Genomic DNA, 22,606 nt, shown 5'->3' with positions numbered 1-22,606 from the left:
CGGGTTGTTTTGCAAAAAGGAACTTGAAATGGCTAAAAGAATAATTCAAGGATTTATTTTTGCGTTAACGTTGGTTGCTTTAAGCAGCTGCGCAATAAATCAGACCTTCGACAAATGGGATTTGAGAAACGAAGCCGCTTTCGAAGGCGAATCGGGGGTAATCGGTGTTGTTCATGCCTCGCTCTCTGGTGCCTGTGACTCGGAAACGGGAGAAATCATCCTTTATGGACCTGACGGAAAAAAGGAACAGATTGACTTTGTGTCGAACAGGCTGTTCGCCTCTTACCTGATTCCGGGAACCCACAAAATTGAAGAGGTCCGCTACCGCTGTAATTATACTACCCGGGCAGGGACAACCATCAATTACTTGAAGTGGTATTTTGACTCGGATAATATGTTTGCGAAAAACAAGTTGTTTAGCAAGTCTGGCAATACCGTTACCCAGACATTTATAATTCACGGAAGCGCATTGGTAAATGTTCCTGAAGATGGTTTCTGTAAATTTGCTGTGAGCCCTGATAAAGAAGGGCGATGGAGCGGTGGCATTGATTTGAAAGATGATAGAATAGCGATTGATTTGAATAGTGTTCCATCTTGTCAATAATAAAGGTTTGTAAGACTATGAAACGGCTTCTCGCTTTACTTTTGCTTGCTCTTTGCCTGCCCGGCTGTACGGACTATGCCGCCCAGCTTGAGGATGAATACGGGGAGATGGTGGATGCTCAGGTGTCGAGTTGCTCGGAACAAAGTAATCCTGTTTATTTATCAAGCAGTTCTACGACGTACTATACTCCCACATCAAGCAGTTCCGTGACAAACTATACCAAACCCAAATCGAGCAGTTCTGTGGCTAGCGTTGCGGTATGTGGCAGCAATACTTATAATCCCAAGAAAGAATTCTGCAACGACAATGTCGTAGATACGTTTTGCAATACAAGTTGCTGGTCTGCAGATGAAAGTCAATGCTCTAGCTGCTTAAATGGCGTGTCTTGCAATGGTTTCCCTTATAACCCGAAGAAATTTGCTTGTGTTTCGGGAGTACTCCACCAACTGTGCGATGCTAGCTATTTTGGGCACTGGTTCGAGGCGCTGTGGAATAGCTGCATATAGGAAAAGGTTCGGTTGTTCATGAAAAATCTAAAAAAGATATTGTTCGGTATATTTGTCGCATTCTGTGCGCAGCAGGTCCTTGCCTATGGTCATTACGAAACAAGCTACGCTCCGGCATCTTTTGGACCTGGCAAAAGATTGCAGGAAAGCGACGTCAATACAGAAAACCTGTTGAAACTCCTGGAAGGTGAAACTCAGGGCCGGATTGATGAGGATGGCGACCTCTTTATTACAAATGGAACCTACAAGGGCTATATCTTTGTATATCCCAACCAGAAACTTGTAAAGCTTTCTGCAACGTGGGGTGGAACCCAGGATGTGGATGAATCCTTGGCTATCGAGACGGCAAACCAGTTCAATATTGATAAAATTTTGACGCAGGCCTCATTTCTCAGACGTGACAATGGGGATGGCGTCATGCGGTTGACATACCAATTTATCTATGATGGCGGAGTGAATCCCGTCTTCCTGAACAAGACGTTGGAATGGTTTTGGACTTTGTGTTCTGACTATTCGGATGTAATTAATGAAAAGGGATTGTTTAATTCTTCCTTGTCAGGTCACAACAAGACGGGTGACGGCTTCAATGAGGGCTATGCAGAAGGTGGGGCTGGTGGTATTGGTGACGGCCTAGCAGGTCTCTTCGGTGGCGGTAGTGCAACCAAGGCCAAGGGAAATATCAAGACTCCGTCTGGAGATGATGTCAAGATGGGTGCCGGTGGTGGATCTCGTTCCGCTGCTGACATCATGAAGGTCGTACGTCAGCGTACTCCGGGCCTGCGCCACATCTATAACAAGTTCCTGAAGATAAAACCGGGATTCCAGGGTAAGGTTACCCTGAAGTTCACGATTGCTCCGGGTGGTGAAATTATCAGTATTTCCATTGCGTCCTCTACGACCGGGTATGGCGAATTTGACGGCGAAATTAAGAACGCCGTGAGTCGCTGGACTTTCAGCAAGGTCAAGTCTGGTAACACGACTGTGACGATTCCGTTCACCTTCAGTGAAGATTAAGTCGCTGTTTGCATTTAAACATTTAAGCCAGCCGCAATCGGGCTGGCTTTTGTATAATCGTTGCCGGTTGTTGCCTAGACCAGGCTGATGCTTTCGTCGAGGCCGAGCGCGATATTCATGTTCTGGATGGCGGCGCCGCTGGCGCCCTTGCCCAGGTTGTCGATAATCGTCGTCACCTGCATCACGTTCTCGTTGCCGAACACCTGGATGCGGGCGTTGTTCGTGTCGTTACAAACGGTGGCGTCAAGGCGGCCGTTGAACAGCACGGGGGCTGCTTCATACGGCATGACCTTCACAAAACGGGAACCTTCGTAATGCTTCGCCAAGATTTCGGTGAGGCCTTCGGGGCCGACCTTCTTGGTGAGTTCATTCGCGAAGATGGCGACCGTCACCGCCATGCCCTTGTAATAGGGGCCGAGTACCGGGTTGAAGAACGGCGTGTTTTCGAGTTCGCAGTACTTCTTCATTTCGGGAAGGTGCTTGTGAGCGAGCGCGAGCGCGTACGGGGCGGGCGCCATGATGGCCTTCGATTCGCCGGCAGCATGCGAAAGGGCTGCTGCTTCCTCATATTCGGCGATGAGCTTCTTGCCGCCGCCGGAATAACCGGTAATGCTGTAGGCGGCGAGGTTTGCGCTCTTCGGGAGGATTCCTGCGGCAACCAGCGGGTGCACGCCGAGGATAAAGCCCGAGGCGTGGCAGCCGGGGTTCGCGATGCGCTTGGCTTTTGCAATCGCTTCGCGCTGGGCGGGGCTCAGTTCCGGCATCCCGTAGGTCCAGTCCGGATTCACGCGGTGCGCGGTAGAAGCGTCAATCACGCGGGTGTTCGGATTTTCGCAGAGGGCTGCACTTTCGACAGCGGCCGCGTCGGGCAGGCACAGGAACGTCACGTCGGACTCGTTGATGAGCCTCTTGCGTTCGTTAATGTCTTTGCGGAGTTCAGGAGAAATGCGCAACACTTCGATGTCGGTGCGCTTTGCGAGTCTCTCATAAATCTGCAGGCCAGTGGTCCCTGCTTCACCATCTACGAAAACTTTGAACATCTTTCTATCGGATTGAGGTTGAAGGTTGATTACTTGCCTGCGCCGCAGCACTTCTTGTACTTCTTGCCGGAACCGCACGGGCACGGGTCGTTGCGGCCGACAACCGGACCTTCGTGACGGACGGTTTCCTGCTTCACTGCACGGCCGTCGTAGAAGAACCATGCGCCGCCCACCTTGTGGAATTCGCCGAGTTCGTGGTGGTTGCGGGTGATGTTTCCCTGCTTGAAGCGTGCGACGAATTCGACCCAGCCGATGTTCTTCTCTTCTTCGGTCTTGGTCTGCTTGATCTCGATGCCGAGCCATTCGGAGTCGCGGCTCCAGGCTTCTACGCTCGGTTCGTCGAAGTCACTGCGCTGGCTAGCTTCGAGGGAGTCCTTGAGCCAGGCGATTTCGTGCTTGGCGTAGGCTGTATAGCGTGAGCGCATCAGCGCTTCGGGACTCTGGGCGAGGGCAGTTCCCTTGATGATGGGTTCACAGCATTCGCAGTATTCTTTTCCAGATCCGCAGGGGCATAAATCTTGAGCCATAGTTTAATCCTTGTGTTTTTGTTTGGCGGCCATGCCGCATTAAAAATTTTGAGGAAAAATTAGAAAAAAATAGGAATGGAGAAATTGGACGCACAAAAAAAGACGAGAGCTTTTCCAGTCTCTCGTCTTTTGTCGCAAGCTTTTTGTCTATAGGCTCGTTGAGCCGTTCTAGATTACAGGCATTTCTTCAAAAGCCAGATTTCTTCCTTACCTTCGCGGCCGGGGATGCTATTTACGGGCTTGATGCGTTCCACCACATCGAAAACGCCGCCGAGGCGCGCCATGAGTTCGCCTTCGCTCGTTGCATGGGGAGGGCCCTGCAGCGTCTTGCCGTTCATGAGCGGGTAGAGGAAAAGGATCAGGACGCCGTCGTCCTTGAGCATCTTGTAGCAGACTTCGAAGAACTCGTCGCGCCGCCCCGGATGGATGGCGGAGAAAGTGCAGTAATCGTACACGATGTCGAACTGCTGGCCACCGCGCTTGGGGTCCTTGGGGGTGAGCGTGAAGAGGTCAAGGTCGAGCGAACGCAAGTTCTTGTGCTTGCGGCTCAGGTGGTCGAGTTCGTCAACGGCCGTGGGCGCAAAGTCTACGGCGAGCACTTCGTGGCCGCGTTCGGCCCAAGCTTCTGCATCGTAGCCGAAACCTGCTCCGGGAATCAGCACGGAGCCGGTAGCCGGGCAAGAGGGGTGCTTGAAAAATTCGAGCAGGGCAGGGGTCGCCTTCTTGAAATTCCAGTAGTCCTTGCCATCGGCATAGAGGTTGTCCCAGAATTCCGGGAGGTTCTGCGTTAACATTCTTTACCTTCCTTTTTGTACGCGAGTTGCCCGCAGGCGGCGAGGATGTCGCGGCCGCGCGGGTTGCGGATCGTTATTTGAATTTCGGCGGCACGCACGGCGGCGAGGAAATCCTCGACCTCTTCGGGCGTGGGGGCGTGCAAGCTCGGGTCATCACCGTCATTAAGCACGATTGCGTTCACCTTCACTCGGCGGGGGGCGCAGATGCGGATCAATTCCTTTGCGGCCTTAGGGGTGCAGGTGATGTCCTTGATGAGCACGAACTCGAACGTCACATAATTATCGGTGCGGCGGATGTATTCGTCAACCGCTTCGAGGAGTTTCTCGATGGGCCAGGTCTTGTTCACCGGCATCACGGACGAACGGTATTCGTTGTTCGTGCTGTTGAGACTTACGGCGAGGCAGCAGGGCGTATTGCGGTCGACAAGTTCCTTGATTTTCGGGACAACGCCGCTTGTACTCACGGTCATGCGCTTTGCGCCCATGTTGAAGAGACTCTGGTTGTGCAGGGTGCAACAGACTCTGTGCACGTTTTCCAGGTTGTTGAGCGGTTCGCCCATGCCCATGAAGATGATGTTCGTGACCTGGGCAACGTTGCCTTCATCGTTCAAGAGACCGGCCTCTTTCAGGTACCAGTTCACATTGAGGATTTCTTCGAGGATTTCGCCCGCTTCGAGGTTCCGGGTGAAGCCCATCTTTGCGGTGCGGCAGAAAGCGCAGTTCATGGCGCAGCCCACCTGGGTCGACACGCATACGGAGAAGCGTCCGTTGGCTGGAATCATCACGGTTTCGATGTGGTGGTCGTCGCGCGTCCGGAAGAGCCACTTGACAGTGCCGTCGACCGATTCCATGCGCTGTTCCTCGATGAGGGATCGGATGGAAAACTGTTCGGCCAGTTTTTCGCGGAGCGAGGGCGGCACGTTCGCCATTTCGTCGTAGGATTTTACCTGTTGGCAGAAAAGCCATTTCTGGATTTGATCGGCGCGGTATTGCTTCTCGTTTACATCGCGAAGCCAAGCCTTGAGCTCGTCAGTCGTGAGAGATTTTATGTCGCGCGGCCATTCCATGGTGGCCGTAAAGATAGAAAAAAAACAGTTTTTTGTTAAGGGTAAAAAAGCTTTTCAATCCCTTTAAAAATAAGGGATTGAGGCTATCTTGCCGGTCATGCGCTAGAACATTTTGCGGGGCTTTTTCGGCCCTTGCGTGTTTTCTGCGGCACCCTTGTTGCTGAAGAGCGTTGCGTCGTCGGCGGACTTGGTTTTCACCTTGTAGTGGTCGCCATCGCAGACTTCGTCGGGATAGTTGTTGGTGGTGTAGAGGCAGTATGTCTTTTCGGTGCAGAATTCACCCGCGAGTTTACCCGTGACGTTGCAAACGCCGCGGCTGATGACTCCGCTCGGAACGGGGAACGATTTCTGCGGAAGACCCTTGTGAATCTTTGTCATGACGGCAATCCATGCGGGAAGCGCGTAGTTGCCGCCCGTATGGCCGACGCCCATGGAGACGGCCTGGTCGAAACCGACCCAGACGCCCATGGTGTAATGCTTCGTAAAGCCGATGTACCAGGCGTCGGTGTAGTCGTTCGTTGTTCCGGTCTTGCCGCCGCTCGGGTGGTTGAATCCGCTCTGTGCGACCTTGAATCCGGTTCCGCGGACGTTTACGTCTTTCAGGATGTCGACCATTAGGTAGGCTGCGGAGGGCTTCATCACGACACTTTCGACCTTGGAATTCTTTTCGATTACTTCGCCGTTCTTGTCTTCGATGGATTCGATCATGTAGGGCTCGATTCGGGTTCCTCCGTTCGGGAATACTGTGTAGGCCGAGGTCATTTCGAGGAGCGTCGCTCCGACAGACCCGAGGGCGAGGCTCGGAACCGCTACGAGCGGAGCCTTGCGGATGCCGAAGGCGCGGGCGTAGTTCACCACGTTGCTCAAACCGTATTTCGAGGCGGTGAGAATGGCGGGGATGTTTTTCGAACGGTAAAGCGCCCTGCGAAGCGACATCATGCCTTCGAAGTTCTTTTCGGAGTTGTGCGGTCGCCACATGCCGGTTGCCGCAGTCTCGTCGGTCATGGTGATGGGAGCGTCGTTCACCGAGTCGCAGGGGGAAGCGCCGTTGTCCATGGCGACGGAGTAGACGATCGGCTTGAAGGACGACCCAGGTTGACGCAGGGACTGGACGGCGCGGTTGAATCGCGATGTGTTAAAGTCGCTGCCGCCGACCATTGCGCGAATTGCGCCCGTCTCGTTCTCGATAACGACTGCCGCCATTTCTACGTCATGGTAGCGGATTTCGGGCGGGTAGCGCCATTTCTTGATATTTGCGGAAGTGTCCTTGCTCAGGTAGTCCTTCTTGAACAGGGTGTAGACGCTGTCGAAGTGGACGAGAACGCTGTCAAGTTCCATGTTGTACTTGTCGGCGAGCTTTAGGTTCTTGGCCGCCTTCTTCTGGAATTCCTTGCGGTATTTCTTGACTGTCGACTGGATGACGCTGTCTGCGAGTTCTTGGATGTCGGGGTCAATGGTGCTGTAGATGGAAACTCCGTCAGCGTAGAGCGAGTTCTGCCCGTACTTCTTTTCCATGTACTTGCGGATTTCTTCGTAGTAGTAGAGGCCGGAGCCCGTTTCAGGTTCCTTTTCGGCGAGCGCGATGGGGGTCGCTATGTATTTGTGGTAGTCTTCCTTGCTGATGTAGCCTGCGTCGTACATGGCGAAAAGGACCGTGTTGCGACGTTCGAGCGATGCCTTGGGGTGCTTGTCAGGGCGGTAGGATTCGGGCGCCTTGAGCATGCCCGCTAGCACGGCGTATTCCGGAATGGTGAGGCTGTCGAGCGGTCGGCCGAAGTAGTATTTGCCTGCGGCCTGGAACCCGTAGTTGCCGCCTCCCAGGTACACCTCGTTCATGTAGAACTCGAGAATTTCCTGCTTGGTATAGGTCTGCTCGATGCGGATGGCGGTCATCGCCTCTTTGATTTTACGGGCGATGGAACGTTCCGGCGTGAGGAACAGGAGCTTGGTCAATTGCTGGGTGAGGGTGGAGGCGCCGCGGAGCTGCTTGCCGCTGAGGGCGCTCTCGACGATTGCCGACGGGATGGCCCAGACGTTCATGCCCCAGTGGTTGTAGAAGGCGCGGTCTTCGGTCGCCATGACGGCGTGGATTGCGTCTTCGGGGATGGAATCGAACGAGGTCCATTCGCGGCGTTCCACGAAGTACTTGTGCACAATTTTCCCGTTCATGTCGTAAATGTTGGTGACGAGCTTCGGGTTTATTTGCTCTAGCTGGGCGAGGGAGGGGAGCTCCGGCAGGTAATGGTTATAGACGATGACGACTGCGACAAATCCGAGAATTATGGGAAAGCAGAGGATGGCGAGGCAAATGTCGAACTTTTTGTCGGAGAAAAGCTTCTTTGCGATGGTCAGGCAATAGGCTAGGATGGACTTGACTTTTTTCATCGTTAATTCTTGGATATAAAAAAATTATTCAACAAATTTAGAAAAATCCCTTGACAATTCAACCGATAATTCTATATTTGGGCACGTCACGCGGATGTAGCCCAACTGGATAGAGCGTTTGGCTACGAACCAAAAGGCTCCAGGTTCGAGTCCTGGCACCCGCAGAAAAAACGACTTGCGTAAAGCAGGTCGTTTTTTTTTGTTCTTTCGAGGCGAAATCCCCGCGAAAATGCCTCCCGATAGCCCTTCCCCGCAGAAAAAACGACTTGCGTAAAGCAGGTCCTGCAAAGCGGCCCCTATATAGTAATGATTTTTAAAAATAAAAGGGGAGTCTAAAATATATTTCTTTAACAAAAGGTCATGGGAATTTTTACATTTGGGAACATATGTATACTTTTGTATTTGCAAGTTTTTTATATCTTTATTGTATGAAATTAGATGACCATGAGGTGTTTTGTAGTGCGTTCCGAAAACTTGTGATCGGCATAAGGAGGGATTCGTTGGTCACGCAGCGTCAGCTGTCGAAGATTTCGGGGCTTACTCGGCAATTTATATCAATGTTGGAGTGCGGAAAGAGGATTCCCTCTTTTGAGACTTTTTGTGCGCTGGCGATGGGACTGGATATGACACCGGTCGAACTGCTGGAAAGGTTTTCGGCCATCTATGAGGCGGAATACATGGCGAAGAATCGTCGGCTTCGGGAGCGGAGCAAGGCTGCCGAATATATCAGGAATACATCGGGGCGAAATCTGTTGGAATCGTAGCTGACAGCCGCGGAATGTTTCATTTTAAAACACTCTTGCAAGAATGTCTCAAAATAAAACACGCGAGCGTGCGAAAAAATTGGCTGATATTTGACTTTTCCACCTGTTTGACGCAAAAATCTTGCCAAAAAGGTCTTTTTTGGAAAAAATCTGTTTGGCACAGATTTTGCTTTTGTTCAAGCGAACAAAATAGTCCAACTTGGACCAAGATTTAAACAAAAGGGTGTCGCGAAAGCGACTGCCCGCAAAAAAGGAAAAGTAAAATGATCAAGCCTTTAGCAGATCGAATCGTTGTCAAGCCGGCAGAAGCCGAGCAGAAGACCTCCTCGGGTCTCTTCATTCCGGATAACGCCAAGGAAAAGCCCATGCAGGGCAAGGTCGTGGCCGTGGGCCCGGGCCGCAAGAACGACAAGGGCGAAATCGTCCCGATGGAAGTCAAGGTGGGCGACGTGGTGCTCTACGGCAAGTACAGCGGCACTGAAGTCACTGTCGATGGTGAAAACTACCTCATCGTGAAGGAACCGGACGTCATCGCGACGCTCTAATCAAAAAGGTTTATAAAAAAGGAAAAACAAAATGGCAAAGCAACTCAAGTTTGATGTGGCGGCTCGCGAATCCCTCATGAAGGGCGTGGACAAGCTCGCCAACGCAGTCAAGGTAACTCTCGGCCCCAAGGGCCGTAACGTGATGATCGCCCGCTCCTTCGGTGCCCCGAACGTGACGAAGGACGGCGTGACTGTCGCTAAGGAAGTGGAACTCGAAGACGCCTACGAAAATCTCGGCGCCCAGATGGCCAAGGAAGTCGCGAACAAGACTTCTGATGCCGCCGGTGACGGTACCACTACCGCTACGGTGCTGGCCCAGGCTATCACCCGCGAAGGCCTCAAGAACGTGGCCGCCGGTGCAAACCCGATGGACATCAAGCGCGGTATGGATGCTGCGGTTGACGCCGTTATCAAGGAAATCGGCAAGATGGCCGTGAAGATCAACGGCAAGGAACACATTGCCCAGGTCGCTACCATCTCCGCGAACAACGACCCGGAAATCGGTGACCTCCTGGCCAACGCCATGGAAAAGGTCGGCAACGACGGTGTCATCACCATCGAAGAATCCAAGACCGCCGACACGGTGCTCGACGTGGTGGAAGGTATGCAGTTCGACCGCGGCTACCTGTCCCCTTACTTTGTCACCAACACTGACAGCATGGAAGTCTCCCTCGAGAACCCGTACATCCTGTTGTACGACAAGAAGATTTCTACCATGAAGGATTTGCTCCCGATGCTCGAACATGTGGCAAAGCAGGGCAAGTCTCTCCTCATCATCGCCGAAGACGTGGATGGCGAAGCTCTCGCAACGCTCGTCGTGAACAAGATGCGTGGCACCTTGAAGGTCGCCGCCGTCAAGGCCCCGGGCTTCGGTGACCGTCGCAAGGCCATGCTCGAAGACATCGCTATCCTCACTGGCGGTATGCTGGTTTCCGAAGACACGGGCGCGAAGCTCGAAGATGCTCCGGTCACCGTTCTTGGCCAGGCCAAGTCCATCACCATCACGAAGGACAACACCACGATCGTGGAAGGTGCCGGTGATGCTGCCTCCATCAAGGGCCGTATCGGTCAGATCAAGAAGCAGATTGAAACCACCACCAGCGACTACGACCGCGAAAAGCTCCAGGAACGCCTGGCCAAGCTTGCCGGCGGCGTTGCCGTGATCAAGGTCGGTGCCGCTACCGAAGTTGAAATGAAGGAAAAGAAGGACCGCGTCGACGACGCCATGCACGCAACCCGCGCTGCCGTCGAAGAAGGTATCGTTCCGGGTGGTGGCGTTGCCCTCATCCGTGCCGAGAAGGCCATCGACTCCCTCAAGTTCGATAACGACGACCAGAAGACCGGTGCTGCCATCATCCGCCGCGCCATCGAAGAACCGCTCCGCCAGATTGTGCAGAACGCTGGCCTCGAAGGCTCTGTGGTGGTGAACAAGGTCAAGGAAGGCAAGGACGCCTTCGGTTACAACGCGAAGACCGACACCTACGAAGACCTCATCAAGGCTGGCGTCATCGACCCGGCCAAGGTGACCCGCACGGCCCTCAAGAATGCCTCCTCCATTGCCTCGATGATCCTCACCACAGACTGCGTGATTACCGAGAAGAAGGAACCCAAGCCGGCTGCTCCGGCCATGGACCCGGGCATGGGTGGCATGGGCGGCATGATGTAATAAAGGTCGCTGAGCTTGTCGAAGCGCCGATAAAGATTCTCCTCCTAACAAAAAGCACTCGGTTCGAAAAAGCCGGGTGTTTTTGTTTGTTGCGCCGTGAGGGGTCGTCATACGAGCCCCTCCCTAACACCCTCCTTTCCCTAAAGCTAAAGACTACTGTAGGTCTCTTTGGAGTATTTCACACTTGGCTTTTTTCCAAGTTTCGAAATCATCGTCGGCGATGTGCTGCTTGGCTTCGCGCATCAGGTGCAGGTAGAAGTGCAGGTTGTGGATGCTCGCCAGCGTGAACCCGAGGGATTCTCCGGCGTGGTGCAGGTGGCGCAGGTAGGCGCGGCTGAAGTTCCTGCAGCAGTAGCAGTCGCAGTTCGGGTCGACCGGCTTGTCGAATTCCTCGGCATGGCGCGCCGCCTTGTAGCGCAGTACGCCTTCGCTTGTAAACAGCATTCCGTTGCGGGCGTTGCGCGTGGGCATCACGCAGTCGCACATGTCCACGCCGCGCTCGATGAGCTCCAACAGGTTCCAGGGGGTTCCTACGCCCATCACGTAGCGGGCGTGGTCCTGCGGTAGAATATCGGTGCAGAAGTCCGCAATCTCGTACATCGTCTCGGTGGGCTCGCCTACGGAGAGGCCGCCCATCGCAAATCCGTCGGGCCCGAGTTCCGCAATGCGTTCAATCGCCTGCTTGCGCAAGTTCTTGTGCATGCCTCCTTGGATAATCCCGAAGAACTGCTGGTCGTAACCGTGGATAGGCGGGTGTTCCTTGAGCCATTGCATCGCTTCTGCGGTCCACTTGAGGGTGAACTTGAGGCTGTGTTCTGCTTCCTTCGCGGTGCTCGGGTAAGGCGTGCATTCGTCGAGCGCCATGATGATGTCTGCGCCGATTTCGCGCTGGGCGTTCATGACGCTTGCGGGGCTAAAGAAGTGTTTTGAACCGTCAAGTATGCTCCTGAACTCGACACCCTCCGGTGTAATCTTGCGCAAATCCTTCAGGCTCCATACCTGGAATCCGCCGCTGTCCGTCAAGACCGGGCCGTCCCACGCCATGAATTTGTGGATGCCGCCCGCCTTCGCGATGCGGGGCGTGGTGGGGCGCAGGTACAGGTGGTACGTGTTCGCAAGTATTATTTCCGCCTTGATGTCCTTGAGCTGGGCGGGCGTGACCGCCTTGACGGTCGCCTCGGTGCCCACGGGCATAAAGATGGGGGTCGTCACGTCGCCGTGGTCGGTGTGGACCACGCCGAGGCGGGCTTTTGACTTCTTGGAGGTCTTTAGGAGCTCGAAACGGTTCATGAAATAAATATAAGTTGTTTATCTTGGTGCTAAAGATAGAAATTAAAAGCAAAAAGAAAACCCGGCTTTTCAGCCGGGTTTCTTCTGCGGTCGGACAGACTTGAACTGTCATGGGATCGCTCCCACTAGCACCTCAAGCTAGCGTGTCTACCAATTCCACCACGACCGCGTGGTCCTTAGCGGAACGGCAACAAATTTAGATTGATTTGCGCCGTTTGTAAAGGGGTAGGGGTGAAAATTTTTGAAAAAATTAAAAATTAAACGCCCGCGACCAGTTTGTCGAACACTTGCCCGCGCACCTTGTAGTTCTTGAACAGGCCGAAACTTGCGCAGGCGGGGCTCATGATGACCGTCCCGCCCTTGCCGATGGCTAGGCTGTCGGCGAAGGCTTCCTCGAGGGTGGGGAAGATCTTTGCCGCGATGCCCGCGGAATCGAGCCCGGCCTGCTTCAGGGAATCGAGCATGCGCTCGGCGGTGGCGCCGATGAGCGCGATGCGCTTGAGGTTCGGACGCTCTTTCACGAGGATGTTCGAAAGTTCGGTGAAGTCGGCGTTCTTCTCGGAGCCGCCGAGGATGAGCGCGAAGGGGCGCTTCATGCTGGCGGTTGCGGCGATCGTCGCGTCGGGGCGGGTGGCATAGCTGTCGTTGTAGAATTCGATTCCGCGTTTTTCGCCCTTGAATTCCATGCGGAAGGGGAGTGTTTCGTAGCTCTTGAGGGCTTCAAACGCGTCGGCCACTTTGATTCCCAAGGCCTTGCAAGCGAGGGTCGCCGCCGCCATGTTTTCGAGCTGGTAAATGCCGCGGACCTTGCAGTCCGAAAGGTAAAGTTTCTCGCCGTCGATGGCGAGGGTGGCGCCGTCGATGACGGCGTCTCCGTCGCCGAAACCGTCTTCGTTAGCGTGGCATACGGCATACTTCGTTCCGGCAGGGCTTTCCCCTGCAATCTTTGCCGAGGGCTCTGCATCCTTCAGGTACACGCAGGTACCGGAGCGTTTCTGCCAGCGGACGAGGTTGGCCTTCGCGTCCCGGTATTCCTCGACGCTCTTGTGCCAGTCCAGGTGCTCGGTGGATACGCGCAGCACCACGCCCACGTCGGGCGAGAGCGAAAGCGTCATCAGCTGGAAACTGGAAAGTTCTAGAATGCTGATGCGGTCGGGCGTCTCTGTCTCGAGCAGGTCGAGCGCGGGCACGCCGAAGTTCCCGCCAATTTCGTTCTCTACGCCGCACTTGGTTAAGATGTGGCTAATCATGCTCACGGTCGAGCCCTTGCCCAAGGTTCCCGTGACGCCTACGACCTTCTTGGATTTAGTTTGTTCTAAAAACAGCTGAATCTGGCTCGTCATGATTCCGCCGTTCATCTGGAACTTGAACAGGTCCTGACTCATCGGGTACACGCCTGCCGAGCGTACGACGGTTACGCAGTCCTTGAGTCCGTCCAGGTAGCCTTCGCCACTGAAAACCTTCACGTTTACGTCTGCGGGTGTGTCCGGTAACTTCACCGGGTTCTTGTCCATCACTACGATTTCCTTGACACCATTACGTACAAGGTAATTAAACGTGCTCTGGCCTTCGACGCCAAAACCGAGAACGCCGACCGGCGCTACAAGATTACTGCTCATATCAAACCTTTTTGCGTGGTACCGTTCTGCGACGTGCAGATTGGTCCGCCTTATTGATGCGGAAAATTTAGCAACCTGTTACCACAAGTAGCCACTGACCCCCAACATAAATCTGTTTTGGAATCGACTTTCTATGGAGTTTTTAGTCTCGGTCTCGTACCATCCTCCGATATATCTGAAGTTAAATGACCATACACCGAATAACCCATAAGACTCTTTACTGATGTAAAATCTATAGTCGATTTCTCCACCGAAACCAAGTCCTGTGCTCATGTTTACGAGGGGAAAAACTTTTACGTGGCGAGAATCAAAAACGACAAATCCGGCAGTCGCACTTGGTCCGGAGTAATCTTTAGAGAATTGAAAAGCGGGGATGAAGATGATTCGCCATATTTGAAGTGGAAGGCCAAATATTATTTCCGGCCTATTTGAAATGTTTAAGAACGCTTCTATACCGAAGCATCCTGTGTATCGCCTGCTTAGTACAGGGTCTTTTACCACTTGAAAAGTAACTGCGGATTCTTTAAAATATTTTATTAAATAATCGGAAAACTGGACAGTTCGGGGGCTTGGATATTTTGTGCTGAAATCCGATAGGACTTTTAGTGCGTTCGCCATGGCTGCTTCCCAATCCCAATTAACGTTGTCCTCGTAATTACCTGAATGAAATTTTGCGCCTACTCGAACGTAAAGCAGGGAATCATCGCATCTATCTATATCAGGGTAAAATCTATTGTAAAAGGTAAGAGCTTTCGATAATGTGGCCAGTAAAGAATGTAGGTCTTTCTTTTCTTGGGATTCTATTCTTGTCTTGATTTTTTCCGATTCTCTCTTGACGTTATTGCTGTCAGTCAAGTCCATAAGGGAAGTGAGGTATTTCTGTAATGTGTCAGTTCTTGCAAAGGAATAACGTTCTAGGTTCCCTGCATTGGCGTATTCGTCAAACCAAATATCAAGAGCCTTGTCGTAGCGCTCCAATAGCAAGTTGATTTGCAGGAGTTCGTAACGGTCTAGGGCGTAAGACTCTAATGCTTCTTTGGACAAAACCTCTATTAGGGAATCTACTGCCGGGATGTTTTTCTGTTCCAAAGCTAACATCAGGTTGTAGCGTGCATCCAGCATTTGTGGCTGCCTTCCGATACGGTCGAGCATGCCTTCGATGTCGCGGTTTTTCGGGGCCGCGATAGAAATGCAGATAATGAGCAGAATGAATGTTACGATGGAACGAATCATTGTGAACAAAACTACAATTTTCCTCTTTCAAAAAAAACGCCCTCGCTTTTCGCGAGAGCGGACTTCGTAATGCGGTCGGACAGACTTGAACTGTCATGGGATCGCTCCCACTAGCACCTCAAGCTAGCGTGTCTACCAATTCCACCACGACCGCAGGATAGCCGACGCGGCGGCCAAAACCGCCTGCGTCAACAAAATCCTTATTGCGCAGCAGGAGCTTCGGTAGCCGGAGCAGCGGGGGCTTCAGCTGCAGGAGCAACTTCAGCTGCCGGTGCTGCCGGAGCGGCGAAGTCTCCCGGGAGGGCCGGAGCCGGAGCCTGCTGCTGGGCGGCGTTTTCACGAGTCGCCTTCTGCATGGCAGATTCTTCCACCGTCTGGTCCTGCTTGGCCGTGATGAGGCCGAGGAGGAAGACGACGATAAAGAAGATCACGGCCACGACGCGGGTCAACTTCTGGATGAAGGTCGCGGCACCTGCGGTAGAGAATGCAGACTGGGAAGTCATGCCGCCGAGGCCTGCGAGACCGCCCATCTTGTCGTTCTGAACCAGAACGAGCAACATGAGGAAGAGGCACAGGAACACGTGCAGGACGATACCAATCCAAAAGAGTGTTGTCATAGTCGTTTTACCTTGAATTTAAAGTTTTAATTAGCGAGCTTCGGCAGCGTCGATGATTTCCTTGAAGGTGTTAGCCTTGAGGCCTGCACCACCGATAAGACCGCCGTCGATGTCCTTCTGGGCGAGGAGGCCGGCAGCGTTGGCACCCTTCATGGAGCCACCGTACTGGATGCGCATGCCTTCGGCAACGGCTTCGCCGTAGATTTCCTTAACAACGGAGCGGGCGTAGGCCTGAGTGTCCTGAGCCTGTTCGTCGGTAGCGGTAACGCCAGTACCGATTGCCCAAACCGGTTCGTAAGCGAGAACGCACTTGGCGGCGTCTTCGGCAGAAACGTCCTTGAAGGCGCCCTTAATCTGGAGACCGAGGACTTCCTTGAGGATGCCGCCGTTGCGCTGGTCGAGGGTTTCGCCAATGCAAATAATCGGCTTCAGGCCGGCTTCGAGGGTCTTCTTGACCTTGAGGTTCACGGTTTCTTCCGTTTCGTGGAAGTACTGGCGCTGTTCGGAGTGGCCGATGATGATGTATTCGGCGCCGATTTCCTTGACCATGTCAACGGAGACCTTACCGGTGAATGCGCCCTGGTCCTTCCAGTGGATGTCCTGGATGGCGAGCTTCACGTTGGTACCCTTGATGACGTCGGCGACCTTGGCGGCGGCGAGGTAAGTCGGGGCGATGACCACTTCGGTCTTCTTCACGTCCTTGACGGCTTCCACGATATCCTTAGCGAGCTGAATGGATTCGCTAACGGTCTTGTTCATCTTCCAGTTACCAGCAATGATATACTGACGCATAATTAACTCCTTGAGAGGTTTAAAATTTAACGGGCGTAAATATAGCAAAAAAGCCGCCTTTGGGAAGGTGGCTTTTGCTTGTCTAACCCGGATTTAGGCTAGTTGTAGTTGCTGGAACGGCTGGAAGTCGGGGCCGGGGAGCCACCATAGCGGTCGCCTTCAATCTTTTCCAAGATCCATTCGTTCTCGTAGCCCTTCAAACGTGCCTGGTCGGGGTGCTTCCAGATGAGGCGCGTGATGAGCTTGCCTTCAGGTGTGTAGTATTCCCACACGCTGCTGGTTTCCGTTTCCATTTCGTGGTCGGGAGGGCCCCAAAGCAGGTTCACCATGTCGTTGGTCATGCCTTCTTCGATATAACCCTGCTTGAACACGTCCTTGAGGCGCTTGTCGATGCCCATGCTTTCCTTCGTGACGAAGTATTCGCGTTCGTATTCGTTTTGGCCTACACCTCGTTCGATAAGAATAGGGGAGGAAGCTTTGTTTGCGCAACCCCAAAAGAGCAGTCCGCTCAGGGCAAGCACGCACAGATGAGAAATTTTCATAGGGTCTCCTATAAGTTTTGTGCCTACAAAATAAGAATTTCTTGCGCAAATGGACGAATATTTTTTAGATTTTACATTGAAATGGGACTTTTTGGTCGTCAAATACGTATTTCGCTGCTTACGGTGGTCTTCGCGTTCGTCCTGTCCATGGGCGACGGTTTTGACCAGAGTGCCCAGTATGGCTTTCGCTATGGGCCGAACCTCTCCTGGAGTATCATGGGGAATACCCCTTTTGTATGGGGACAGTGGTTGCCGCAGCTGCTTGCGGATGTCCATTACACATGGCTGGAACCGGTCGGTGAACTCAATTATGGCGACAAAATGGGAAAGACGCCCACGTTCCTGAAGATGGAAGGCGCCCTGGAAATTTCGCCTTTCTATGCGGGATACCAGGCAGGGCTGGGGCTCCGGCCGTTCAAGACCAATCCGCAGGTCGAGGTCATGGCCACCTACTTGAGTTTTTTCTACCTGAGAAGCAATCTTGAAATGGTGACCTCCGATGTCATCGGTGAAGGTCGCATCGCCGAAACGTGGAATGCGGACTACATCGTCGATAACGTCTGGAGCGGGGAAGACGACGGCTTTAACTACGCCCAGCTTTTCGACATCGCTGTCAAAATCGAGTATTTTTTCCCGAAATCGGCGCTCATAGGCTTGAACATGCACTATATCCTGTCGGATATCAGCACGGATTTCAAGGGAAAAAGCTATGACTATAGGCTCAACATGCCGGTGTTCAGCCGAGACTTCGTTCTGGATTTCGAATTCTTCGGCCGCATCCCGGTAAGCGAACACGTGGCTGCCCTTGTCGAAACGTCCGTGTTTAGTACAGGTCTGTTGCGCAATGGCGATGTGGTGGAGAAGGAATCCCTTCGCTACATGATGGTGAAACTTGGCCCGCACCTTTCCTGGAAAGACGGATTGCATAGCGCCACCCTTGAACTGGGTTTCTGGAAAAGGCTGAAGGACTCGTTCTACGATGGCGACCTGAGCCAGCAGTTTATCGTACAGCTGCAGTACCAGGGTTACTTCTCGTTTCCGATCCACAAGAACGTGCGGTAGGCGCGGTCCGTATTCAATATGCTTTCGCGCAGGGGATCCTTTGCCAGGTCTTCGATGGGGTAGATGGAACGGATCCAGATGTTGCCCCTGTAGTTCGGGTGTTCCACGGTTGCAAGTGCAGGAAGATCAAGCCCGGAAAATTTTTTCCATGAATTGATCTGGATGACCCTCTTTTCTTTGCGGGCGCCGCGCATGGTGACCGAGTTCGGTTGCGGCAGCGTGTCGAGGGCGATGCTCCACCACATGTTCGAGAATGCGGTCGAGAGAATGTTCGGTTTCTGTTCGCTTGTATCCTTGCACAGGAAGTTCCCGTGGGCAAGGAGTTCCAGGTCGTCGTATTTGATGGGCGTGTTTGCGATTTCGTCGCGGAGGTGGTGCATCGCCATTTGGCGCTTCAGTTTCGGAAAATCCTGTTCGATATAGCGTAGGTCATTTGTCGTGATGTACTTGAAGGAGGGACGGTCGGGCAGGTGGATGAAGAACGTGTCGACCTGCTCTTGCTCGTGGTGTCTCCATTCGATGTCGATACGGGCGCGCGAGTGCTGCACGTTGATGAACCATCCTTCGAGATTGGCTATCATTGAGCGTTCGAAAAGCTTGTGGACGCAAAGGTCCTGGCCGTAGGATGCCGGAAGTAGGGCGAATGCCAGTGCGAACGCGATAAGGAATCTCATGATTCTAAAGATATAAAAAAGCGACGGCTTTTGCTTGCTGCCAAATTAAAACTTTAAAAAAACGAAAACTCCGGGCCCTCCCAATGGCTAAAGGAGGGAACGGAGTTTTTTGGTTTAGGAAGAATTCGGGGCTATCGACTAGCCTTCTTCGACTGCGCTGATTTCGGCGTCGTCGTCGGCTTCGAGCGCGTCGTTTTCGCCGAGCTTGAAGAGTTCCACGTCCTTCATGCTCTCGCGGATCTTCTGCTCGATTTCGGAGCAGAGTTCCGGATTGTCCTTGAGGAACAGGCGGGCGTTCTCGCGGCCCTGGCCGATGCGTTCGTTGTTGTAGCTGAACCAGGCTCCGCTCTTCTGGATGATGTCGAGCTCGCATGCAAGGTCAAGGATGGAGGCTTCGCGGGAGATTCCGCAACCATAGAGGATGTCGAATTCGCACTGGGTAAACGGGGCCGCGACCTTGTTCTTGACGACCTTCACGCGAGTGCGGTTGCCGATGACCTCTTCGCCGTCCTTGATGGCTGCGATACGGCGGATGTCGATACGCTGGGTGGCGTAGAACTTGAGGGCGTTGCCGCCGGTGGTGGTCTCGGGGTTCCCGAACATCACGCCGATCTTCATGCGCAGCTGGTTGATGAAGAGCATGCAGGTGTTGGACTTCGAAAGGATGCCGGTGAGCTTGCGGAGCGCCTGGCTCATGAGGCGAGCCTGCAGACCCACGTGGTTGTCGCCCATTTCTCCGTTGATTTCGGCCTGTGGCACGAGGGCGGCCACGGAGTCGATTACGATGATGTCGATGGCGCCGGAGCGGACGAGCGTTTCGGCGATGTCAAGGGCCTGTTCGCCAGTGTCTGGCTGGGAAACGAGGAGGGATTCGATGTCGACACCGAGCTTGCGGGCGTAGACCGCGTCGAAGGCATGTTCCGCATCGATGAAGGCTGCGACTCCGCCGAGTTTCTGGGCTTCGGCGATGGCGTGCAGGGTAAGCGTCGTCTTGCCGGAAGATTCGGGACCGTAGATTTCGATGATGCGGCCGCGGGGGAAGCCTCCCACGCCGAGAGCCATGTCGAGCTGGATGCACCCGGTCGGGATGACGGGGATCTCTTCGACGGGCTGCTGTCCGAGAGCCATGATGGAACCTTTACCATAGTTCTTTTCGATCTGCGCAATGGCGGCTTCGACCGCCTTTGCCTTGTCGGCGGAAAGGTTGCTTGTGGGTGTCGTGTTTTTCTTTGCCATATTGGACTCCATTTTTTGTTTTTCTTGTCTAAATATACTATTTAGTGTTCACTTGTGCAAGTGCTTTTTTGGTTATTTAACAAAAAAAGTAGCTTGCCCAGCACTATAAAAACGGTTTTGAGCCTCACTTTGTGCCTGTCACCGTCGAAAATTTTACAAAAAGCCTCATTTTGCAAACAATTGTTGCCTGTTTTCCAGGAAATCGACATCCAGACGGTGCCCACGGGCTTGCCCGGGACGGCCCCGCCCGGCCCGGCGATGCCCGAGGTGGATACAGCCCACTGGCAGCCGAACCTTTCGAGTGCGCCTTTGGACATTTCCTGGACGGTCTGTTCGCTTACGGCACCGAACTGTTCGAGGGTCTCGTGGCGGACTCCGAGGAGTTTTTCCTTGATCTCGTTCTGGTAGGCGACGATTCCGCCTGCAAGGACTTCTGAAGAACCGGGCTCGTTCACGATGCTCGACGCTACAAGCCCGCCCGTGCACGATTCCGCTGTTGCCATCATCTCGCCGCGTTCGATGAGGGTCGCCTTGATGGCGCGGACCAGTTCGGCAATTTTTGCTTCGAGTGCGCTGGCCTCGATTTCCATGCCTTCGATGTTTGCGTCCGTGACGGCTTGTTCGTTCTTCATTTCCATACTCCGTAATTTAGAATAATTGTGTGTCATAAAATGACATTGTAGATAAAACCTGAAATTTTCTTGAAAAATATATTTTTCGGAGTCGCCCTGCGCACCCGGTTTCTCGCATTTAACTATATTTCTTTACGATGTTTAAATACCTGTCTGCCATAATCCTGCTTGTGAGCCTCTTTTTTGCTGGCGTATCGGCTGCGCAGACGGTTCCGGCGGATTCCGTACAGCCAGATTCGTCCTCTTTTGTGGGTGACCCGCTGGTGAAGGGCAAGACGGGTATTGAATCCATAGATACGCTTCCCGTGAACGAGTGGGATATTCCCACGAAGCGCAATTCGCTTGGACTTACCATGCTCCTGAGTATTTTGCCGGGCGGAGGGCATTACTATACGGAACATTACGTTCGGGGCGGGTTCATCACGGGTATCGAGGCGCTGCTCTTTTACGAAGTGTATATCAACAAGGCTTGGCAGAAGGACCGCGTGCTCGAACAGGCGCGACCCTTCCGCGATTCCGTATCGATGTACACGAAGATTATACGCGAAATGGACAACCGCGACAGCCTGGCCTATTACCAGAACAAGCGGAACGAGTATGCAAACCGCGTGCGCGAGAAGAGCGACAAGAAGATGGAACAGGAGGACCTGCGCTACGCCGAGAATGCCTGGCTGTTCGGTCTTCACTTGTATGGGATGATGGACGCTTTCGGCATCTGGTACAATAACAACTACAGGAGCGTGGAACTCCGCAGCATGACGACGGCGCTGTTGCTTGGGCTTATTCCGGGACTCGGACAAATGTACAATGGCGAGTTTGGCAAGGCGGGCTTACTTTATATGGGACTCATCGGGGCGGCGGCGAGTATCCGCACCTCGCAGAACATGGTGGAATACTACCTCGACCGCAAGCACTTTCTGGAGAAAGAGAATTCCTCGTCTGAGGAACTTGACCGCGTGACCGAGCGCGTCACGTATTACCGCAAGAACAGGAACCAGTATATCTGGGGATTGGCGCTTATCTACCTGTATTCCCTCGGCGATGCGGTTGTCGATGCCCTGCTGAGCGACTTCGATAACCCGATGCACTTTGCGCTGTTGCCGAACCTTACCGGTGGCGCGCAGGCGATGTTCTCGCTAGATTTTTGACAACTTCGTCACACCGCAGTCGCGGAGCGACAATTATCAATTATCAATTATCAATCACCCATCACGAGCGGGGGCATCTTGATGCCTTCGTGCACGGTCGTGAACTTCCCGCGGAAATGCCCTTCGCTGTTGCGCGTGAACTCGAATCGCGTGACCATCGCGTAGCTGAACATCCCTTCGACAAAGACCTCGTCCGGCAGTCCGCACGCGAAGTGCTGGAGGGCAGCGATTACGCCCGCGTGGCTTACCCACAGGTATTCGCCGTTGTCGTCGAGCGTGTCAAGAAGTGACTCTACGCGCTTGTCCACGTCGTGGAAGCTTTCGCCCGTGGGGAACCTGTACCCGCGCCAGTCGCTTTTCCAGGCGGCCATCTCGTTGCGGGGGACGGCGGTGAGCTTCTGGCCTTCCCACGTGCCGAAGTTTATCTCCATGAGCCTGTCGTCTTTCTCGATGTTAAGCCCGGTGGCCCCCGAAACCTTCTCGGCGAGTCGCATGCACCGCAGGAGCGGGCTGCTGAAGAGTCGGGTCGGGTGGGCGCCAGCCTTCAGGTAGTCATCGATGGCGCTTTTTGCCTCGTCTTCGAATGAGGGGGATACGTCAAAGTCGAGTCGTCCGTAGCAGACGTCATTCGGGTTGTAGGGCTTGGTATGGCGAACGGTCCAGAGAATCATTGCTGCTTCGTCATCCCCGCGCAGGCGGGGATCTTTAGTTAAAAAAAGTGCAACCCGAGGGTTGCAAAAAAAAGAAATCCTAGGCGACCTGAGCACATAAAAATTCACAAGTCCGTTGCTGCTTTCGCCCTGGCGAGTTGCCCGCAAATAGTCATTGCGCAGGGCCTAGGAACCTCAA

The 22,606-nt window shown here is 53.5% G+C and carries 22 protein-coding genes, 3 tRNA genes and 1 other RNA gene; 8 read left to right on the top strand and 18 right to left on the bottom strand.

The annotated features are described in order from the left end of the window. Positions 1-28 precede the first annotated feature (28 nt). Both B4A77_RS08700 and B4A77_RS08695 read left to right on the top strand, forming a co-directional pair. Positions 29-604, top strand: coding sequence for a hypothetical protein (locus tag B4A77_RS08700; protein ID WP_290731496.1), 576 nt, complete (start codon positions 29-31; stop codon positions 602-604). Positions 605-1,128: 524 nt separating this feature from the next. Next, positions 1,129-2,124 carry a TonB family protein gene (locus B4A77_RS08695; protein WP_290731500.1) on the top strand — a complete coding sequence of 332 codons (996 nt, stop codon included), beginning with the start codon at positions 1,129-1,131 and terminating at the stop codon, positions 2,122-2,124. A 74-nt stretch (positions 2,125-2,198) separates the two neighbouring features. Here B4A77_RS08695 and argC read toward each other — a convergent pair whose 3' ends face one another. The 5 genes from argC to B4A77_RS08670 all read right to left on the bottom strand — a co-directional run bounded on the left by argC (position 2,199) and on the right by B4A77_RS08670 (position 7,937). Further along, complete coding sequence (gene argC / locus B4A77_RS08690) at positions 2,199-3,164, bottom strand: N-acetyl-gamma-glutamyl-phosphate reductase (protein ID WP_290731503.1); 966 nt, start codon at positions 3,162-3,164, stop codon at positions 2,199-2,201. A gap of 29 nt (positions 3,165-3,193) precedes the next feature. After that, entirely contained in the window at positions 3,194-3,691 is a 498-nt protein-coding gene (locus tag B4A77_RS08685; protein WP_173365366.1) for a YchJ family protein, read from the bottom strand. Between the two features lie 173 nt (positions 3,692-3,864). After that, positions 3,865-4,485: a methyltransferase gene (locus B4A77_RS08680; RefSeq protein ID WP_173365367.1), complete on the bottom strand. Its 621-nt coding sequence runs from the start codon at positions 4,483-4,485 to the stop codon at positions 3,865-3,867. Beyond that, entirely contained in the window at positions 4,479-5,552 is a 1,074-nt protein-coding gene (gene rlmN, locus B4A77_RS08675; protein ID WP_173382602.1) for a 23S rRNA (adenine(2503)-C(2))-methyltransferase RlmN, read from the bottom strand. The genes B4A77_RS08680 and rlmN overlap by 7 nt, the downstream gene beginning before the upstream one ends. 102 nt (positions 5,553-5,654) lie before the next feature. Further along, positions 5,655-7,937, bottom strand: a complete 2,283-nt coding sequence (locus B4A77_RS08670) for a penicillin-binding protein 1A (RefSeq protein ID WP_173382601.1) — start codon at positions 7,935-7,937, stop codon at positions 5,655-5,657. A gap of 90 nt (positions 7,938-8,027) precedes the next feature. On the opposite strand from B4A77_RS08670, the gene B4A77_RS08665 reads away from it, so the two are divergent. The 4 genes from B4A77_RS08665 (at position 8,028) to groL (ending at position 10,912) form a co-directional block, all read left to right on the top strand. Continuing rightward, positions 8,028-8,101 (top strand) — tRNA-Arg (locus B4A77_RS08665). A gap of 264 nt (positions 8,102-8,365) precedes the next feature. Continuing rightward, complete coding sequence (locus B4A77_RS08660) at positions 8,366-8,701, top strand: helix-turn-helix domain-containing protein (protein ID WP_290723821.1); 336 nt, start codon at positions 8,366-8,368, stop codon at positions 8,699-8,701. 263 nt (positions 8,702-8,964) lie between these two features. Beyond that, on the top strand, positions 8,965-9,246 hold the full coding sequence (gene groES / locus B4A77_RS08655; RefSeq protein WP_072809723.1) for a co-chaperone GroES: 282 nt from the start codon (positions 8,965-8,967) through the stop codon (positions 9,244-9,246). 31 nt (positions 9,247-9,277) lie between these two features. Then, positions 9,278-10,912, top strand: coding sequence for a chaperonin GroEL (gene groL / locus B4A77_RS08650; protein ID WP_072809725.1), 1,635 nt, complete (start codon positions 9,278-9,280; stop codon positions 10,910-10,912). A gap of 153 nt (positions 10,913-11,065) precedes the next feature. Here the strand turns inward: groL and tgt are convergent, their stop codons facing one another. From tgt to B4A77_RS08610, 8 genes are all read right to left on the bottom strand, one after another. After that, positions 11,066-12,202 carry a tRNA guanosine(34) transglycosylase Tgt gene (gene tgt, locus B4A77_RS08645; RefSeq protein WP_290731516.1) on the bottom strand — a complete coding sequence of 379 codons (1,137 nt, stop codon included), beginning with the start codon at positions 12,200-12,202 and terminating at the stop codon, positions 11,066-11,068. Between the two features lie 85 nt (positions 12,203-12,287). Next, positions 12,288-12,371, bottom strand: a tRNA-Leu gene (locus tag B4A77_RS08640). 88 nt (positions 12,372-12,459) lie between these two features. Beyond that, positions 12,460-13,821 carry a UDP-N-acetylmuramoyl-L-alanine--D-glutamate ligase gene (gene murD, locus B4A77_RS08635; protein WP_290739993.1) on the bottom strand — a complete coding sequence of 454 codons (1,362 nt, stop codon included), beginning with the start codon at positions 13,819-13,821 and terminating at the stop codon, positions 12,460-12,462. A 78-nt stretch (positions 13,822-13,899) separates the two neighbouring features. Further along, positions 13,900-15,054, bottom strand: coding sequence for a hypothetical protein (locus tag B4A77_RS08630; protein ID WP_290739990.1), 1,155 nt, complete (start codon positions 15,052-15,054; stop codon positions 13,900-13,902). 70 nt (positions 15,055-15,124) lie between these two features. Beyond that, positions 15,125-15,208, bottom strand: a tRNA-Leu gene (locus B4A77_RS08625). A 46-nt stretch (positions 15,209-15,254) separates the two neighbouring features. Continuing rightward, positions 15,255-15,671 (bottom strand): preprotein translocase subunit SecG, encoded by a 417-nt coding sequence (gene secG, locus B4A77_RS08620; RefSeq protein WP_173382953.1) that lies wholly within the window; start codon positions 15,669-15,671, stop codon positions 15,255-15,257. A 30-nt stretch (positions 15,672-15,701) separates the two neighbouring features. After that, the gene (gene tpiA, locus B4A77_RS08615; RefSeq protein WP_088658315.1) at positions 15,702-16,463 is read right to left on the bottom strand and encodes a triose-phosphate isomerase; all 762 of its coding nucleotides are present in this window, start codon (positions 16,461-16,463) and stop codon (positions 15,702-15,704) included. A 98-nt stretch (positions 16,464-16,561) separates the two neighbouring features. After that, positions 16,562-17,005: a hypothetical protein gene (locus tag B4A77_RS08610; RefSeq protein WP_290739987.1), complete on the bottom strand. Its 444-nt coding sequence runs from the start codon at positions 17,003-17,005 to the stop codon at positions 16,562-16,564. 81 nt (positions 17,006-17,086) lie between these two features. On the opposite strand from B4A77_RS08610, the gene B4A77_RS08605 reads away from it, so the two are divergent. Further along, on the top strand, positions 17,087-18,067 hold the full coding sequence (locus tag B4A77_RS08605) for a hypothetical protein (RefSeq protein ID WP_173382396.1): 981 nt from the start codon (positions 17,087-17,089) through the stop codon (positions 18,065-18,067). Here B4A77_RS08605 and B4A77_RS08600 read toward each other — a convergent pair. From B4A77_RS08600 to B4A77_RS08590, 3 genes are all read right to left on the bottom strand, one after another. Next, positions 18,031-18,741 (bottom strand): hypothetical protein, encoded by a 711-nt coding sequence (locus B4A77_RS08600; protein ID WP_173382397.1) that lies wholly within the window; start codon positions 18,739-18,741, stop codon positions 18,031-18,033. The two genes, B4A77_RS08605 and B4A77_RS08600, sit on opposite strands and share 37 nt — an antisense overlap. A 138-nt stretch (positions 18,742-18,879) precedes the next feature. Next, entirely contained in the window at positions 18,880-19,977 is a 1,098-nt protein-coding gene (recA, locus tag B4A77_RS08595; RefSeq protein ID WP_173365248.1) for a recombinase RecA, read from the bottom strand. A 41-nt stretch (positions 19,978-20,018) separates the two neighbouring features. Further along, on the bottom strand, positions 20,019-20,609 hold the full coding sequence (locus tag B4A77_RS08590) for a CinA family protein (protein ID WP_290739984.1): 591 nt from the start codon (positions 20,607-20,609) through the stop codon (positions 20,019-20,021). A 137-nt stretch (positions 20,610-20,746) separates the two neighbouring features. On the opposite strand from B4A77_RS08590, the gene B4A77_RS08585 reads away from it, so the two are divergent. Further along, complete coding sequence (locus B4A77_RS08585) at positions 20,747-21,757, top strand: DUF5683 domain-containing protein (protein ID WP_290739981.1); 1,011 nt, start codon at positions 20,747-20,749, stop codon at positions 21,755-21,757. Between the two features lie 50 nt (positions 21,758-21,807). Here B4A77_RS08585 and B4A77_RS08580 read toward each other — a convergent pair whose 3' ends face one another. Together B4A77_RS08580 and ffs are read right to left on the bottom strand one after the other, a co-directional pair. Further along, positions 21,808-22,428 carry a histidine phosphatase family protein gene (locus B4A77_RS08580; RefSeq protein WP_290739978.1) on the bottom strand — a complete coding sequence of 207 codons (621 nt, stop codon included), beginning with the start codon at positions 22,426-22,428 and terminating at the stop codon, positions 21,808-21,810. A 74-nt stretch (positions 22,429-22,502) separates the two neighbouring features. Continuing rightward, an RNA gene (gene ffs / locus B4A77_RS08575) (signal recognition particle sRNA small type) lies at positions 22,503-22,599 on the bottom strand. Between the last annotated feature and the right edge of the window lie 7 nt (positions 22,600-22,606).

Source organism: Fibrobacter sp. UBA3718 (genome assembly GCF_002371935.1).
Taxonomy (GTDB): Bacteria; Fibrobacterota; Fibrobacteria; order Fibrobacterales; family Fibrobacteraceae; genus Fibrobacter.
The sequence above is the reverse complement of the archived record's forward strand: the minus strand, read 5'-3'. Positions and strand labels throughout refer to the sequence as shown.